The organism is Desulfosalsimonas propionicica (assembly GCF_013761005.1).
Taxonomy (GTDB): Bacteria; Desulfobacterota; Desulfobacteria; order Desulfobacterales; family Desulfosalsimonadaceae; genus Desulfosalsimonas; species Desulfosalsimonas propionicica.
Window position 1 is genome coordinate 328,171 of the sequence record NZ_JACDUS010000003.1, and the last position, 16,437, is coordinate 344,607.

The following is a 16,437-nucleotide window of genomic DNA, read 5'->3' on the forward strand; positions in this document are numbered from 1 at the left end:
TCGGCAATGGTTCTGCATCATGAAAGATCCGGGAAACAATCCGGAAAAGGGCCCATTGGGATTGCACTGCTGGCGGTTCTGTTTGTTTTTGCAGCAGCCTTGTCCGCATGGGCCGGGCAGTCGCCTTTGAAGTCTTCCGAGGCTGCGGCCGGAGCGGCGCACACCGGTTATGCGGCTTCCGCAGATCAGGCAGAACTGGATCAGACAGGCCAGGACCCGGCAAATGGTTCTGCTGACGCCTTTGATGACTTTGAGGAGTTTGATGAATTTGAAGGCGAAATAGGTTCAAAACCCGCGGCTGACCCGCTTTCCGGTTACAACCGGTGGATGACCGGGGTAAACGATAAGCTTTATTTCTGGGTACTCAAACCCGCGGCCACCGGATATGCAAAGGTGACCCCGGCTGTGGCGCGCAGATCCGTTGGCCGGTTTTTCAAGAATCTGGGCTATCCCCTCAGGTTTGTCAACAATCTGCTTCAGCTCAAAATCCGGCGGGCCGGGGTGGAAACAGCCCGGTTCGTGGTCAATACCACCGTGGGGGTGGCCGGGTTTGCCGATCCCGCCCGATGGTGGATGGACCTGGAGGCCTATCCCGAGGATTTCGGCCAGACCCTGGGGCATTACGGTGTGGGCGGCGGCTGGCACCTGGTGCTGCCGGTATTGGGGCCATCCAACCTGCGCGATGCCGTGTCAAAAGTTCCGGACAGGTTTTTAAATCCCGTGGCCTATGTGGAGCCCACGGAAGTCGCCATTGCCATTTCCGCCTATGACCGGATCAATTATACCTCCCTTCACCTGGGAGAATATGAGCGGTTGAAACAGGATGCCGTGGACTGGTATATCTTTTTGCGCAATGCCTATGAACAAAACCGGGAAAAGAAAATCCAGGAGTAGACAACATGAAAAAATCTGCACGCATTACCGTATGGGTCCTGGCGCTGATCTTCGGCCTGGCCCTGTTTGCCGCACACGGCCGCGTGGAAGCCGAAAGTGCCCAGAGTCTGCTGAAGGAAAAGATCAGCGAGGTCATCGATGTTTTGGACAGCCCGGATCTCAGCGAGGCGGATAAAACCGGCAGGATCGAGGATATCGTGGATCCGGTGTTTGACTACGAACTCATGGCCCGGCTCAGCCTGGGCCGCAGGCACTGGACCGGGCTTTCGGCAGAGCAGCAGGAGACTTTCACCCGGCGCTTTGTCGCCCGGCTCAAGGATTCCTATTTTGACAAGATCTCCATGTATTCCGGGGATGCGGATGCGGCTTTTGAGTATCAGCCCGTCAAAGAGCAAAACAACAAGGTGCACGTGCCCGTGGCGGTCCGGGCAGGGGATGAAACTGTGGACATGGTGTATAAGTTTTATTCCGCCGGCGGCGATTGGAAAGTCTATGACGTGGAAATCAATGGAGTGAGCATTATCCGCAGCTACCGGTCCCAGTTTGACCAGATTCTGGCCGACGGCACGGCAGAGGATCTGCTCGAGGCTGTCAAAGAAATCCAGGCACCCGGTGAAAACAGCTAAACTGACCGCAGAAAGCACTGTGACCCATATTTATGAAAAAAGACCCGCCCCTTATTGACCGGTTTTTTGACCGTGTGGTGCTTGCCCGGCCGGTCCTGGTTCTTGTATGTATTTTAATGGCCGTTGCCGTGCTGGCCCGGTATGCTGTTGATCTGAAAATCGAGGCATCCGCCGACACCCTGGTGCAGCAGGACAATGCGGATTACCTTTACTACCAGGAAATCATTGAACGATTCGGATATGATGATTTTTTGGTCATTGCCTATACTCCAAAATCCGGGGATCTGCTTTCAGAGAAGGTACTTTCCCGGATCGCTCAATTGCGCGATGAAATTGCCGCCATGGAGCGTGTTGCCTCGGTGGTCACCATCCTGGATGTGCCGCTTCTGGAAAGCCCGCCCATGCCGGTTGCAGAACTGGTGAAAAATGTCCGCACCCTGTCGTCTCCGGATGTGGATCTCTCCCTTGCCAGAAAGGAACTGCAGACCAGCCCCCTGTACCAGAATCTGCTGGTGAGTTCCGATCTTGAAACCACGGCCCTGCAGATCAATTTCAAAAGCGATCCCGAATATGACAAGGTCTGGCAGCAGCGTCAGCAGCTTCGGGCCAAAGCCGGGCAGGGGGGGCTGAGCCCGGCGGAAGAAAGGGAAATGCAGCGGCTCCAGTCGCTTATTGACAAACACTGGAACCGTATCGAGGCCCAGCGCAGCCGGGATATCGCCGCCATCCGAACGATTATGGAAAACCATGAAAATGACGCCGACCTGTTTCTCGGGGGCGTGAGCATGGTGGCAAACGACCTGATGCGCTTTATCCAAAAGGACCTCAGGGTCTACGGCGGCGGGGTGCTGCTGTGCATGACAATTGTGCTGTGGCTGATTTTCCGCCGGGTACGATGGGTTGTGCTGCCGCTGGTCAGCTGCGGGCTTTCGGCGGTTGCCACCATGGGACTGATGGGATTGTTCGGCTGGAAGGTAACGGTGGTGTCGTCGAACTTTATTGCCCTGCAGCTGATCATTACAATGGCCATCTCCATTCACCTGGTGGTTCGCTACCGGGAGCTGATCATTGCCGCGCCGCATAAAAGCCACGCACAGCTGACCGCAGAGACGGTCAAGGCCATGAAGACACCGTGCATATATGCGGGGCTGACCACCATTGCGGGATTCGGGTCCCTGTTGTTTGCGGGCATCAAGCCCGTGCAGACCTTTGGCTGGATGATGTCTGCGGGTATCGTGGTTTCCCTGGCTGTTACATTCATATTTTTTCCGGCCGCACTGGTGCTGTTTAAAAAAGCCCCGCAGCCCAGCGGGGGCCGGTCCCGCATTGCCCTGACCCGGTGGCTTGCGGGCTTTACCCGTCACCACGGCCGGATGATTGTCATTTTCAGCCTGGCGGCCCTGCTGCTCAGCGCGGCCGGCATTGGCCGGCTGCGGGTGGAAAACGCCTTTATTGATTATTTCAAGTCCAGCACGGAAATCCACCAGGGCATGACCGTCATTGACCGGAAGCTGGGCGGCACCACCCCCCTGGATGTGATCATTGATTTTAACGGCCGCGGCACGCAGGCCGAACCGGAGCCGGCCAGTGACGACGGCGGCGGGTCAGACGGGTTTGATGAGTTTTCCGAATTTGGTGAATTCGATGAATTTGATGATCCGGCGGATTCAGGCAAGTACTGGTTTACCCCCCACCGGCTCGACCGGATTGAAACGCTTCACGATTACCTGGATGGACTGGATCACACCGGAAAGGTGCTGTCGCTTGCCACCCTGACAAAGGTGGCCGAGCGGTTGACCGGCGGCCCGTTGGATACATTTGACGCAGCCCTTTTGTTCAATGAATTTCCCGAGCAATACCGGCAGATGCTCGTGGCCCCGTATGCCTCGGTCAAACATGACCAGGCCCGGATCAGCCTGCGGGTGATCGACTCGGATCCGCAACTGCGGCGAAATGCGCTTTTGCAACAAATCCAAAACGATGTGGAGGAAAAACTGGGGTTTGCCAAGGACAGTGTGAAACTCACCGGCATGCTGGTGCTGTATAATGATGTGCTGCAAAGCCTGTTCAGCTCCCAGATCATGACCCTGGGACTGGTGATTCTGGCCCTGATGATCATGTTTCTGCTTCTGTTTCAATCGTTTACCATCGCATTGATCGCCATTTTTCCCAATCTGCTGGCCACCGGGGTGGTGCTCGGGACCCTGGGCTGGGCAAATATTCCGCTCGATATCATGACCATCACCATTGCCTCGATCAGCGTGGGCATTGCCGTGGACGACACCATCCATTACATTCACCGTTTTCAGCGGGAATTTCAAAAAGACGGCGATTATCTGCAGGCCATGCAGCGCTGTCACGGAAGCATTGGATATGCCATGTATTACACCACCATTATCATCATCATCGGCTTCTCCATCCTGGCCACCTCCAATTTTATCCCCACGATTATCTTCGGGGTGTTTACCGGGCTGGCCATGTTCATCGCCCTGGTGGCCGCACTGACCCTGCTGCCGCAGTTGATCATATGGTTCCGGCCCTTTGGCCCGGCCGGCCGGGTGCAAAGCGCAAATCCGGAACGGGCGGGCTGAGATGACAGTATCCCAGGATTTGTCCCAGAGCCCGGCCCCCGGCAAAAAGCATCTGGCCTTCCGGGGCGATGCCATTGTTTTTTATCTGCATGCACCCGGCCAGGGCCCGGGCAATGCCTGGCTGCGTACCAACCTGGGTCAGGCGGCTTTGGCCAAACAGGAGGTGATCTGCCAGGTTGAGCAAAACGAGCCCATTTTGTATCATGATTGGTCGGATATCCCCATGGTCCCGGCCGGGGAGGGTCGATTTGAGCTGACTGTGGGCTTAACCGAAGTGGGCCATTTCGAGGCCAAGGCGTTTTTTCTGCCAGAGGGGAAGGAGTCGCCCGTATGGCCGCCCGGTCCCAACACCATCATCAACGTGGAGCCGGCGGAAACGGTTTGCGGCAATATCATTTACAATGCCTTTGTCCGTCAGTTCGGGCCCAACAAGGACCAGCGGCAGCTGCCGCCCGGGGATGAGCATTTCAAGACCCTCGATCAACGGGGATACACGGTAATCCCCCCTTCAGGAAAGTTCCGGGATCTGATTCATGAGCTGGATTTTATCATCGGTTACCTTGGCTGCCCGTATATCCAGCTGCTGCCGGTGCATCCCACGCCTACCACCTATGGCCGCATGGGCCGGTTCGGCAGTCCGTATGCAGCCCAGAGCTTCACAACCGTGGATCCGGCCATGGCGGAATTTGACCCTGCAGCCACACCCCTGGAGCAGTTCATGGAACTGGTCGATGCCATCCATGCCCGGCGCGGGCGGATTTTGCTCGATATTGCCATCAATCATACCGGGTGGGGGGCAAGCCTGCATGAAACGCATCCTGAGTGGCTGCACAGGGAAAAAGACGGCAAAATCCAGATGCCCGGGGCCTGGGGCGTGGTCTGGGAGGATCTGACCAAGCTCGATTACAGCCATCAGGATCTGTGGCAGTACATGGCAGAGGTGTTTCTGACATGGTGCCGCAGGGGCGCGGACGGATTTCGCTGTGATGCGGGATACATGATTCCGGTGGCGGCCTGGCGCTATATTGTGGCCCGGGTGCGTGAGCAGTTTCCAGATACCCTGTTTTTTCTTGAAGGTCTCGGGGGGAAAATTTCCGTGACCCGGGAGATTCTGAATACGGCCAATTTCAACTGGGCCTATTCCGAGCTTTTCCAGAACTATGACAGAGGCCCGGTGGTGGCCCATATGGCCCTGGTGCAAGATATTGCGGCAGCCGACGGCCAGATGATTCATTTTGCCGAAACCCATGATAACAACCGTCTGGCATCGGTCTCCAAACGGTTTGCCCGCATGCGCACCGCTGTTGCGGCCCTGATGTCAGCGGGGGGCGGATTTGCCTTTGCCAACGGCGTGGAATGGTTTGCAACGGAGAAAATCGACGTGCACGGGTCCCCGCCGTTAAACTGGGGGGCGGAAAAAAACCAGGTGGATCATATCCGGCGCCTAAACGCGCTTCTCAAAACCCATCCGGCTTTTGCTGCCGGGGCGGGCCAGCGTTTTGTCATGGCACAGGAAGGCAATTTCGCGGTGCTGCTCCGCCATGACCGCCATGGCGAAAACCGGCTGCTGGTTGTAGCCAACCTGGATGCGGACAACGCAGTGCCGGCCCGATGGGAGGATGTGATCGAGCCCCTGGCAGACGGCGCTTTTCTGGACCTGGTCAGCGAAGCCCGCATCCGGGCGGAAAAACAGGACAATTGCCGGCAGATGCTTCTGGCCCCCGGGCAGGTTGTGTGTTTGAGCAATGCGCCCGGGGAACTGGAACGGATTCGGGACTTTGAGCAGGCCGGCAATCGGGTTTCAGCGTCTGTTGTCCATCAGCAGCTGCGGGCTGCGGTACTGGAGGTGTTTGCCTTTTATCACGGCACCTGCGACTTAAATGGTTTTGACCCGGATGCGTCCGCCAGGCAGCTCTGCGATGATCCCGAGGCTTTTTTGCGGGAGATGAACCCGCAAAGCCGGGAATCGCGTGCCATTGTCTGGAAGTGGCCCGAAGATGCAAAACGAGAGGTGATGGTGCCGCCCGGCCATTTTCTGCTGGTTCGGGCATCTTCAGATTTTCGTCTGCAGCTGCGCTGTAACAATCAGGTGGTATCCGGGAAATATGCCCTGTGCGCGGCAGACGGCAGCTATTTTGCCCTGATCTGCCCCGGGCCTGCAGGTACGGACCACCAGAGGGCAGAGCTTCGTCTCACCCTGTATTCCGGTCATGAAAGTGTTCAGGCAACCGGAAATCTGCTGTATCTGGCACCCCTGGAGAAGGTGGGGGTGGTGCGCGAAATTCCCCGCACCCGGCTTATGGCACAGCCGTTTCTGTTTCTGGCCACAAACGGCAGGGGAGCTATGATGCGGGCTGCCACCTATGCCCGGCGCATGCGCTCGCGCTATGATGCACTGCTTGCGGCCAACCCGGATCCCGCCGCGCCCGTGGACCGCTGGATCATGCTTTCCCGGTGCCGGATTTGGCTGGTTTATCAGGATTATGCCCAGGCCGTGCGCACGGATTGCCTTCGCAGATTTGTCCATGATTATGACGGCCGGGCTTGCTGGCAGTACCGTATACCCACCGGGCTCGGGCGCCATATCCGCTTTTTCGTGCAAATGGAGATGATGGCCGGTGAAAACCGGGTGCGGCTTTATTTTTTCAGGCACACGAAGGACTCAGCCGACCAGCTCGAAGACCAGCATCCGGTGCGGATGATTTTGCGGCCGGACATTGAAAACCGCAGTTTCCATGATGTCACCAAGGCGTTTACCGGCCCGGAGCATACATGGCCGGATGCTGTGGAAGCCCGTGAAAACGGCTTTTATTTTCACCCCGATCCGGAGCACGGACTTTCGGTGAATATGACCGGGGCCGCGTTTGTCCGGGAGCCGGAGTGGCAGTACATGGAATATCGCCCGGTGGAGGCCGAAAGGGGCCTGGATCCCAACTCGGATCTGTTCAGCCCGGGTTATTTCACATGCCGGCTTTCCGGTGGTCAGTCCATGATGCTGGAAGCCTCCATGGACACTGCCGGGCAGTCGGCCCGGGCCAAATCCACGGAACAGCCGGATCTGAGCGCCGCCAACCCCGCCTCCCTGCCTGTGGCCGCGGCCATGAAGCAGGCCCTGGACCATTACGTGGTGGCCCGTCAGGGCTATGCCTCTGTGATTGCCGGTTACCCGTGGTTTCTGGACTGGGGCCGGGATTCGCTGATTTTTTGCCGGGCCCTGATCGCCGCAGGCGAGCATGAAAAAGCCGTAAATATTTTGCGGATGTTCGGCCAGTACGAAAAGGACGGTACCCTGCCCAATATGATCCACGGCCATGATGCGGGCAACCGGGATACTTCTGATGCACCCCTGTGGTTTGCCGTCGCGTGCCGGGACCTGGCCGAAGACCTCAATTCCGTTGATTTTCTGGACGAACCATTTGAAGGCCGGAGCCTGCGGCAGATTTTGTTTTCCATTGTTTCCGGCTATATTCGCGGTACGTCCAACGGCATCCGCATGGACCGGCAAACCGGTCTGGTCTTTAGCCCGGCCCATTTTACATGGATGGATACCAATTATCCGGCCGCCACCCCACGCCAGGGCTATCCGGTGGAAATTCAGGCCCTGTGGTATGCGGCCCTGGTGTTTGTATCCGGGCTGAAACCGCCACAACAGTCCGTAATCGATATTGATTTAAAAGATTTAAGTCAAACGGTGGCCAAGTCCGTTCTGCGTTGTTATTATTTTGAATGGCAGGGTTATTTGGCAGACTGCCTTCATTGCGATGCCGGTGACCGGCCGGATCAGGCTGCGGCCGATGATGCCCTGCGGCCCAATCAGCTGTTTGCACTCACCCTTGGCACCGTGACAGATCCGGAAATCTGCCGGTCAGTGCTGGGTGCCTGCTCCAGATTGCTGGTGCCAGGGGCCATCCGCAGCCTGGCGGATCAGCCGGTGATCCATCCGCTGGAAATCCGGCATCACAACCACCTGCTGGCAGATCCTTATTATCCGTATCAGGGACAGTACCAGGGAGATGAGGATACGAGCCGGAAGCCGGCTTACCACAATGGTACTGCATGGACCTGGGTGTTTCCCTCTTTTTGTGAAGCCTGGGTGGCTGCGTACGGAGAAAACGGCATTGCCACGGCGCAAAACTGGCTTGGCAGCAGCACTTGTTTGATCAACAGCGGGTGTCTGGGCCATGTTCCTGAAATCGTCGACGGCGATCATCCGCATCGCCAGCGCGGATGCGACGCCCAGGCGTGGGGGGCAAGTGAGCTTTACCGGGTGCTGAAACATCTGGAGACAGCAGCCGGGAAGAAATCCGGAAAACAACAGAGGAAAACATGACCCGTTTACAAACTTACCAGGTATTCCCAAAGATCCCCGAACGACTGGAATTTTTGGAAAAATTGGCCCGAAACATGTGGTGGTCCTGGCGCCTGGATGCCATTGAGCTTTTCAGGCGGGTGGATCCCCGGCTCTGGGTCCAGTCCAACCGCAATCCCCTGATTTTTGCTACCATGATTGCCCAGAAGCGTTTTGAGCGGGGCCTTAAGGACGACGGATTTCTGGCCCATTTGGACCGGGTCCAGAAGTCTTTTGAAAAAGAGATTGAAACCCCGGTGGATTATTCCCAAACCCCTTACGGTGCGGACGCTCAGGTGGCGTATTTTTCCATGGAATTCGGCATCCATGAAAGCCTGCCGTTTTTTTCGGGCGGTTTGGGGGTGCTGGCCGGCGATCACCTCAAGGCTTCCTCGGATCTGGCGCTTCCCATGGTGGCCGTGGGCCTTTTGTACCGCAAGGGATATTTTCATCAGTACCTGGATCATGAAGGCTGGCAGCAGGAGCAGTATCCGGAAACCGATATTTTCCACATGCCCGTGCGCCGGGCCCGGGATCCCCAGGGCAATGAACTGATAATTTCGGTGGAGGCCTCCGGCGGGCTGATTTACGCCAAGGTCTGGAAGATCATGGTGGGCCGGGTTGCCTTGTATCTGCTGGATACCAACATTGCGGAAAATCCGCCAGAACTGCGTGAAATCACGGCCAGTTTGTATCCGGGCGATTCCGCTGTGCGTCTGGCCCAGGAAGTGCTGCTGGGCATCGGGGGCATGAAGGCATTAAAGAAGCTGGGCATTGAGCCGGCGGTATGCCACATGAATGAAGGGCATTGTTCGTTTGTATGCGTTGAGCGCATTGCCCAGGTCATGGAAGGAAAAAATGTGGACCTGCAGACTGCCATGGAAATTGTGCCCCGAAGCATGGTTTTTACAACCCACACCCCGGTTGCTGCAGGATATGATGAATTTCCTCCCGACCTGGTGCGGCCGTATCTGCAGGAATATGAAAAGCGGCTGGGCACGGATGTGGACACCATATTGTCCTGGGGCCAGACCGGGGAGAAGTTTGATCCCCATGTCAAGCTGTCTATGTTTGTGCTGGGGCACAATTTCTCCCAGTTCTGCAACGGTGTCAGCCGGCTGCACGGAGAGGTGGCCCGGGGCATGTGGAATCATGTCTGGCCTCAGCGGCCGGTGGAGGAGGTGCCCATTTCCCATGTTACCAACGGAATTCACATTCCTTCCTGGATTTCCATTGAAAATCATATGCTCTTTGAACGCTACCTGGGCCCGGACTGGTATTCCACCAATTTTGATACAGACCGGGCAGAGCGCATCGATCAAATATACAACGAGGAAATCTGGCGGGCGCGGGAGATGAGCCGGTCCCGCCTGGTGCGGGCATGCCGTTCCATGATGGTCCGGCAGTACGGCCGCCGCAATGCGCCCAAATCGGTTATGAAGGAAGTGGAGTCCGTGCTGGACCCGGAGATTTTGACCATTGGATTTGCCCGTCGGTTTGCCACCTACAAACGGGCTTACATGCTGTTTATGGATCCCGAGCGGTTTGAAAAGCTCGTGGGGTCCAAAGACCGGCCCGTGCAGTTTGTGTTTGCCGGCAAGGCCCATCCCAAGGATCATGAAGGCAAAGACCTGATCCGTCAGGTGGTGCATTTCTCCAGGCGGCCGGGCATGCGAAACAAAGTCGTGTTTCTGGAAAATTATGATATCAACCTGGCCCGTTACCTGGTCCAGGGTGTGGATGTGTGGCTCAACACCCCAAGGCGGCCTCTGGAAGCGTGCGGGACTTCGGGTATGAAGGCCGCGGTTAATGGAGTGCTGAATTTAAGCATCCTCGACGGGTGGTGGGCCGAAGCCTACCATCCGGATTGCGGCTGGTCCATCGGCAACGGCGAGGAATACAAGGACCACGCCTACCAGGATCAGGTGGAGTGCCGGGCCCTGTACAATATCCTTGAAAATGATGTGATCCCAACATTTTACGACCGCAGGGAAGGCGATACCCCGGACCGGTGGGTGGAGATGATGAAAAATTCCATGAAGCTGGTGCTGGGAAATTTCTGCGCCCACGGCATGGTGCGCAATTATGAAAAGGACTATTATCTGCCTGCGGTTCGAAATCATGCTGTTTTGACCGATAACAACGCAGAGTCGGCCGGAAAACTGGTGGCCCAGCGAAGACGCCTGAAGCGCGAATGGCCCGCAGTTCGCATCGAGCCCCCGCAAAGCGACATTGAAGTGCCTTTCCGGGTGGGCGACCGGTTTTCTGTGGATACAAAGGTTCATCTCGGGGCCCTGGAGCCCGGGGAAGTGGAAGTGGAGCTTTACTCCGGCAGTTTGAAAAGCGTTGACGAGCTCAAAAACAGCCAGGTGACCCCCATGTCCGCGGCCGAAGACCTGGGCGGCGGCACTTACCGGTATACCTGTGAGGTGGTCTGCCAGGAGGCCGGCCGGTTTGGTTTTACGGCCCGGGTCACACCCCGCGGCGATGATTATTTAAAAAACGCGCCGGGTTTTCTGACCTGGGCGTAATCCGGCGCTTGACGCCGACAGGAAATTTTGATGCCGGAAAAGACAACCAATCCACGCGTGCTCATTGTGACCCCGGAGGTGACCTATCTGCCTCAGGGCATGGGCAATATTGCCAACTATCTCTCGGCCAAGGCCGGGGGGTTGGCTGATGTGTCAGCCGCCCTGATCAGCAAGCTGTTTGCCCTGGGCGCGGACGTGCATGTGGCACTACCGGATTATCGGGGTATTTTCCACAAACACATCGGCCCGCTATGGGATATTTACCAGAAAGAGCTGGATACTTACCGCAAGTACCTGCCCGAAGACCGGCTGCACCTGGCCGAGGACCGGGCCTTTTATTACGTGCACCACGTGTATTCCAATCTTTCCCAGGAAAACATGAAAATCGCCCTGGCGTTTCAGCGGGAGGTGATCAACAATATCCTGCCCCGGGTCCGGCCGGATCTGATCCACTGCAATGACTGGATGACCGGGCTGGTGCCGGGATATTCCCGCATGGTCGGCATTCCATGCCTGTTTACCATCCATAACATTCACACGGTCAAGGCCGCCTTAGCCGAGATCGAGGACCGGGGCATTGATGCGGCCGCCTTTTGGCAGAATTTGTATTATGATCGCATGGCGGTCAACTATGAACAGAGCCGGGGCGGGAACCCGGTGGATTTTCTTGTTTCCGGGGTTTTTGGCTCCCATTTCGTCAATACGGTGAGTCCCACGTTTTTAAATGAAATTGTTTCCGGCCGGCACGGGTTTATCTCGGATGCGCTTCGCCGGGAATTGACCAATAAGGTGGAAGCCGACTGTGGCTACGGGATTTTAAACGCCCCGGACCCCAGCTATGATCCGGCCACGGATCCCGAGTTGTTCCGAAATTATACCGCCTCTGATGCATCCGAGGGCAAGCGGGCCAACAAGCGCTATCTGCAAAAGCATCTGGGCCTGATCCAGAATCCCGAGGCACCGCTTTTTCTCTGGCCGTCCCGGCTGGATCCGGTACAGAAGGGCTGCCAGGTGCTGGCCGATATCTTGTATGAAATGGTGTCCAGGTACCCTGATGAACAGATTCAGGTCGTGTTTGTGGCAAACGGGGTGTTTCAGCCCTATTTTATTGATATAGTACATTTCCACGGTCTGGAGGAACAGGTGGCGGTCTGCAGCTTCAGCGATCCTTTGTCGCGGCTGGCCTATGCATCGGCTGATTTTCTGTTCATGCCGTCGAGTTTCGAGCCCTGCGGTCTGCCCCAGATGATCGGGCCCAAGTACGGCACCCTGCCTGTTGCCCATGATACGGGTGGAATCCATGACACGGTGGAGCACCTGGATGTGGCAAACAACCGCGGAAACGGGTTTTTGTTCGAGGTCTTGGATGGGCCGGGGCTCATGTGGGCCGTGGACCAGGCCATTGCGTTTTACCGGCAGCCCCCGGGGGTAAAGCAGCCGCAGATCCGGCGGATTATGGAACAGAGTGCGGCGCGTTTCAACCATGAGGTCACGGCCCGGCAATACATTGATTTGTATGAAAAAATGCTTCACCGGCCCCTGGTCTCCCATTCTTCTGACATCGCCTGATATAAGGAAACGCCATGGAACCCTGGCAACAGCTTGTCGCACTTGATTCGTATCTGGAGCCCTATGCGGAGACCATCCGGAGACGGGCTGATTACATCAGCGCCCTGGAGGACCGCCTGACCGGGGGCAATCAGTCCCTGGCCGATTTTGCCTCCGGTCACGAGTATTTCGGCCTGCATTTGCGAAACAATCAATGGGTGTTCCGGGAGTGGGCGCCCAATGCCGAGGCGGTTTATCTCATCGGCGACATGACCGGGTGGAAGGAGGACCCGGGCTTTTCCCTGGTGCCCGCAGAGGCTCCGGGTGTATGGGAAATTCAACTGCCCGCAGACCGGCTGGGGCACAAGGATCTTTACCGGCTCCGGATTTACTGGCCCGGGGGCTCCGGTGACAGGATTCCTGCATGGACCCGCCGGGTGGTCCAGGATCCGGAAACCCTGATCTTCAATGCCCAGGTATGGGTGCCGGATTCGCCCTATGTGTGGCGTCACCCCGGATTTGTCTGCCCTGACCGGCCGCCGCTGATCTATGAGGTGCACGTGGGCATGGCCCAGCAGGAAAAGAAGGTGGGCACGTATTCCGAGTTTGTGGACCGGGTGCTGCCGCGCATCGCTGCTGCCGGATACAATACCATCCAGCTCATGGCTGTACAGGAACATCCCTATTACGCCTCTTTCGGTTACCAGGTGTCCAATTTTTTTGCGGCATCGTCTCGCTTCGGCACCCCGGAGCAGCTCAAGGAGTTGGTGGATGCCGCCCATGGGGCGGGTCTGTGCGTGCTCATGGATCTTGTGCACTCCCACGCCGTGGCAAACGAGGCAGAGGGCTTGAGCCGGTTTGATGGTACGGATTATCAATATTTTCATTCAGGCGCCCGGGGCCATCACCCCGGATGGGATTCCCGGCTGTTTGACTACGGCAAACCAGAGGTCCTGCACTTTCTGCTTTCCAACTGCCGGTTCTGGCTCGATGAGTACGGGTTTGACGGATTTCGCTTCGACGGCATCACCAGCATGCTCTATACCCATCACGGGCTGGAAAAAGCCTTTGTTTCCTACGAGGATTATTTTGACAACAGTGTGGATGAAGATGCCCTGGCCTATCTGTGCCTGGCCAACAAGCTGATCCATGAGATCCGTGAAGATGCCGTCACCATTGCCGAGGATGTATCGGGGATGCCCGGGCTTTCCCTGGAAAACAAATCCGGGGGTATTGGCTTTGATTACCGGTTTGCCATGGGCATTGCCGACTACTGGATCCGGGTGATCAAGGAATATAGCGACGAGCACTGGCCCCTGGGAACGATCTGGCACGAGCTGACCAACCGGCGCGCCGAGGAGCGGACCATCAGCTATGCCGAATCCCACGATCAGGCCCTGGTGGGCGATCAGGCCCTGATTTTTCGGCTGATCGGCAAAGACATCTATGCGCACATGCACAAAGACGATCCCAGGATGACAGTGGACCGGGGCGTGGCCCTGCACAAAATGATCCGGCTGATCACCCTGGCCACGGCCGGCCATGGATATCTCAATTTCATGGGAAATGAGTTCGGCCATCCCGAGTGGATCGATTTTCCCAGGGCTGAAAACAATTGGTCCTACGCCTATGCCAGAAGGCAATGGCACCTGGCCGATGCCCCGGATCTGAAATTCAAGTGCCTGGGCGATTTTGACCGGGCCATGATTGAAACGGCCAAAAAATGTGCAATTCTGTCAAAGGCAGAGCCCGCCCTGCTTTGGCATCATGAATCCGACAAGGTCCTGGCCTTTGAGCGAAACGGGTGTGTGTTTGTATTCAACTTTCATCCAGCGCAGTCCTATACGGATTACCGGATTTCAGCCCCGGCCGGGACCTACACCACCATCCTGGACTCGGATGCGGAGTCATACGGCGGCCACGGCCGTCTTTATTCCGGCCAGCGGCATTTCACCCTTCATGAAGACACCCATGACGGCCCCCGGGATTTTCTGCAGCTTTATCTGCCCACCCGCACGGCCCTGGTGCTTTTTCGGGAATCGGACAAGAGCTGATTTCTTCGCTTATTGGTTGACAAAGGAAAAGCGGGGCTGGGCTTTGATCAAAGCGCGGGTGTAGTCGGATCCGGGGTTGTTGATCACCTGCTCGGACAGTCCGGACTCCACGATCTGCCCCTTGTAGATCACCGCAATGCGGTCGCACAAAAACCGGGCTGCAGCTAGGTCATGGGTGATAAACAAAAGCGTGACCCCCTGTGTTTTCCGCAGATCCGCCAGGAGTTTGAAAATGGTAAAGGAAATGGTGGCATCGAGCATGGAGGTGGGCTCGTCTGCAATCACAAATTCCGGGGAGAGGACCATGGCCCGGGCAATGGCGGCCCGCTGGCGCTGGCCGCCGCTTAGCTGATGAGGGTAGCTGGGAAAAAAATCCGCTGCCGGGCTAAGACCCGCGGCATCAAGGGCCTGAGCCGCTTTTTGCCTGCGGGCCTCGCTGCTGCGGATGCCGTGGATGATCAGGGGTTCGGCCACGGTGTCAAATATGGACATATACGGATTCAATGACTGGTATGGGTCCTGGGGGATGAGCTGGACCCGGCGGCGGAAATCTTTTAAGGCCGCGCCTTTCAAACCGGAGATGTCTTTTCCCTGAAACCGGATTTGCCCTGCATCGATTTCTTCGAGTTTCAGCAGCAGCCGGCCCAGGGTGGTTTTGCCCGAACCGCTGGCCCCCACCAGGCCGAAGACCTCGCCTTTTTCAATGCAAAGACTGACCCCGTCAATGGCTGTCAGCGCCGGGGCGGATCCGGCAAACAGGGACCGATCTTCGCTGTAGGTTTTTTTGATTCCCTGGATTTGCACCATGGGTTCTGCGGGGGTGTCTGGCATGGCTGCAGATTCTTTTTTTACCGGCATAAGCTGCACAATACTTTATGGGTTGGTGTGATTTCCCGCCATTGCGGCGGGCGGCTGCGGCAGGCCTCCGAGGCATGGGGGCACAGATGCACATATCCGCAAAGTTCCTTTGACAAGGCTTCGGCCGGGGTGCACGGGGGCGCCGGCGCCTGCTTGTCCCGGATTTCAAACACCCCGTCAATGGTGAGATACGAAGACAAAAGCGCCCGGGTGTAAGGGTGCACCGGAACCTCGAAGACCTCTTCCCGGCGGCCGGCCTCCACGATTTTGCCCCGGTACATGACCATGATTTCGTGGCACACCCCGGCCACCACCCCGATGTCATGGGAGATGAAGATCAGGGCAATGTTTTTTTCTTTCTGGATGGCCTTGATTTTTTGCAGGATCTGGTCCTGGACAATGACATCCAGGGCGGTTGTGGGCTCGTCTGCGATGATGAGATCCGGGTTGCAGGCAAGGGCCATGGCGATAATGGCCCGCTGCTTCATGCCCCCGCTGTACTGGTGGGGAAAATCAAAGATCCGGTCCGAAGGGATCTCCACCAGTTCATAGAGCTGCTCTACCTGTTTGACCGCCTCGGCTTTTGTGATTTTGGGATCATGGGTGCGGATGGCCTCGAGGATTTGATCCCCGATGCGCTGAACCGGGTTCCAGGCGTTCATGGCGGCCTGGAAAATCATGGCTATGCGTTTCCAGCGAACCCGCTGCATCCGGGCATCCGGCAGGCCCAGCAGGTCCATGCCGTCAAAGGTGATCCGCCCGCTCTTGACAAATCCGTTTGAGGGCAGAAGCCGCAGAAGCGCCATTCCCAGGGTGGTTTTGCCGCATCCGGATTCGCCCACAATCCCCACGGATCTGCCCCGCTTCAGGGAGAAATTCACCCGGTCTGCGGCAATGGCCGTTTCTCTGCGGGTTTTGTAGGCAATGGTGAGATTTTCGACTTCAAGCAGGGCCATGCTTCCCCTTATTTTTTTAAACGTTTCCGCC

The 16,437-nt window shown here is 57.1% G+C and carries 9 protein-coding genes; 7 read left to right on the plus strand and 2 right to left on the minus strand.

Annotated features, from left to right (window positions below; translation table 11 throughout):
* Positions 1–6 precede the first annotated feature (6 nt).
* Genes HNR65_RS07410 through HNR65_RS07440 form a run of 7 tightly spaced genes read left to right on the plus strand, consistent with a single transcriptional unit; the run spans position 7 to position 14,592 of the window.
* Positions 7–894 (plus strand): MlaA family lipoprotein, encoded by an 888-nt coding sequence (locus HNR65_RS07410; RefSeq protein WP_181550838.1) that lies wholly within the window; start codon positions 7–9, stop codon positions 892–894.
* Between the two features lie 5 nt (positions 895–899).
* Positions 900–1,520, plus strand: coding sequence for an MlaC/ttg2D family ABC transporter substrate-binding protein (locus tag HNR65_RS07415; protein ID WP_181550839.1), 621 nt, complete (start codon positions 900–902; stop codon positions 1,518–1,520).
* A gap of 32 nt (positions 1,521–1,552) precedes the next feature.
* The gene (locus HNR65_RS07420; protein WP_181550840.1) at positions 1,553–4,111 is read left to right on the plus strand and encodes an efflux RND transporter permease subunit; all 2,559 of its coding nucleotides are present in this window, start codon (positions 1,553–1,555) and stop codon (positions 4,109–4,111) included.
* A gap of 1 nt (position 4,112) precedes the next feature.
* Entirely contained in the window at positions 4,113–8,441 is a 4,329-nt protein-coding gene (locus HNR65_RS07425; RefSeq protein WP_181550841.1) for an amylo-alpha-1,6-glucosidase, read from the plus strand.
* Positions 8,438–10,990 carry an alpha-glucan family phosphorylase gene (gene glgP / locus HNR65_RS07430; RefSeq protein ID WP_181550842.1) on the plus strand — a complete coding sequence of 851 codons (2,553 nt, stop codon included), beginning with the start codon at positions 8,438–8,440 and terminating at the stop codon, positions 10,988–10,990. Before HNR65_RS07425 ends, glgP begins: the two co-directional genes overlap by 4 nt.
* Before the next feature lie 30 nt (positions 10,991–11,020).
* Positions 11,021–12,559: a glycogen synthase gene (locus HNR65_RS07435; protein WP_181550843.1), complete on the plus strand. Its 1,539-nt coding sequence runs from the start codon at positions 11,021–11,023 to the stop codon at positions 12,557–12,559.
* Between the two features lie 14 nt (positions 12,560–12,573).
* Entirely contained in the window at positions 12,574–14,592 is a 2,019-nt protein-coding gene (locus HNR65_RS07440) for an alpha amylase C-terminal domain-containing protein (protein ID WP_181550844.1), read from the plus strand.
* 9 nt (positions 14,593–14,601) lie between these two features.
* On the opposite strand, the gene HNR65_RS07445 is transcribed toward HNR65_RS07440, so the two are convergent.
* On the minus strand, positions 14,602–15,423 hold the full coding sequence (locus HNR65_RS07445) for an ABC transporter ATP-binding protein (protein WP_220128314.1): 822 nt from the start codon (positions 15,421–15,423) through the stop codon (positions 14,602–14,604).
* A 17-nt stretch (positions 15,424–15,440) separates the two neighbouring features.
* On the minus strand, positions 15,441–16,406 hold the full coding sequence (locus tag HNR65_RS07450) for an ABC transporter ATP-binding protein (protein ID WP_181550845.1): 966 nt from the start codon (positions 16,404–16,406) through the stop codon (positions 15,441–15,443).
* Positions 16,407–16,437: the final 31 nt, after the last annotated feature.

What these genes read in the sequence shown, in the direction of transcription:
- HNR65_RS07420 (WP_181550840.1), top strand. Translation starts at nt 1,553, where the DNA reads ATGAAAAAAGACCCGCCCCTTATTGACCGGTTTTTTGACCGTGTGGTG.
- HNR65_RS07440 (WP_181550844.1), top strand. Translation starts at nt 12,574, where the DNA reads ATGGAACCCTGGCAACAGCTTGTCGCACTTGATTCGTATCTGGAGCCC.
- HNR65_RS07445 (WP_220128314.1), bottom strand. Translation starts at nt 15,423, where the DNA reads ATGCCAGACACCCCCGCAGAACCCATGGTGCAAATCCAGGGAATCAAA.
- HNR65_RS07425 (WP_181550841.1), top strand. Translation starts at nt 4,113, where the DNA reads ATGACAGTATCCCAGGATTTGTCCCAGAGCCCGGCCCCCGGCAAAAAG.
- HNR65_RS07415 (WP_181550839.1), top strand. Translation starts at nt 900, where the DNA reads ATGAAAAAATCTGCACGCATTACCGTATGGGTCCTGGCGCTGATCTTC.
- HNR65_RS07410 (WP_181550838.1), top strand. Translation starts at nt 7, where the DNA reads ATGGTTCTGCATCATGAAAGATCCGGGAAACAATCCGGAAAAGGGCCC.
- glgP (WP_181550842.1), top strand. Translation starts at nt 8,438, where the DNA reads ATGACCCGTTTACAAACTTACCAGGTATTCCCAAAGATCCCCGAACGA.
- HNR65_RS07450 (WP_181550845.1), bottom strand. Translation starts at nt 16,406, where the DNA reads ATGGCCCTGCTTGAAGTCGAAAATCTCACCATTGCCTACAAAACCCGC.
- HNR65_RS07435 (WP_181550843.1), top strand. Translation starts at nt 11,021, where the DNA reads ATGCCGGAAAAGACAACCAATCCACGCGTGCTCATTGTGACCCCGGAG.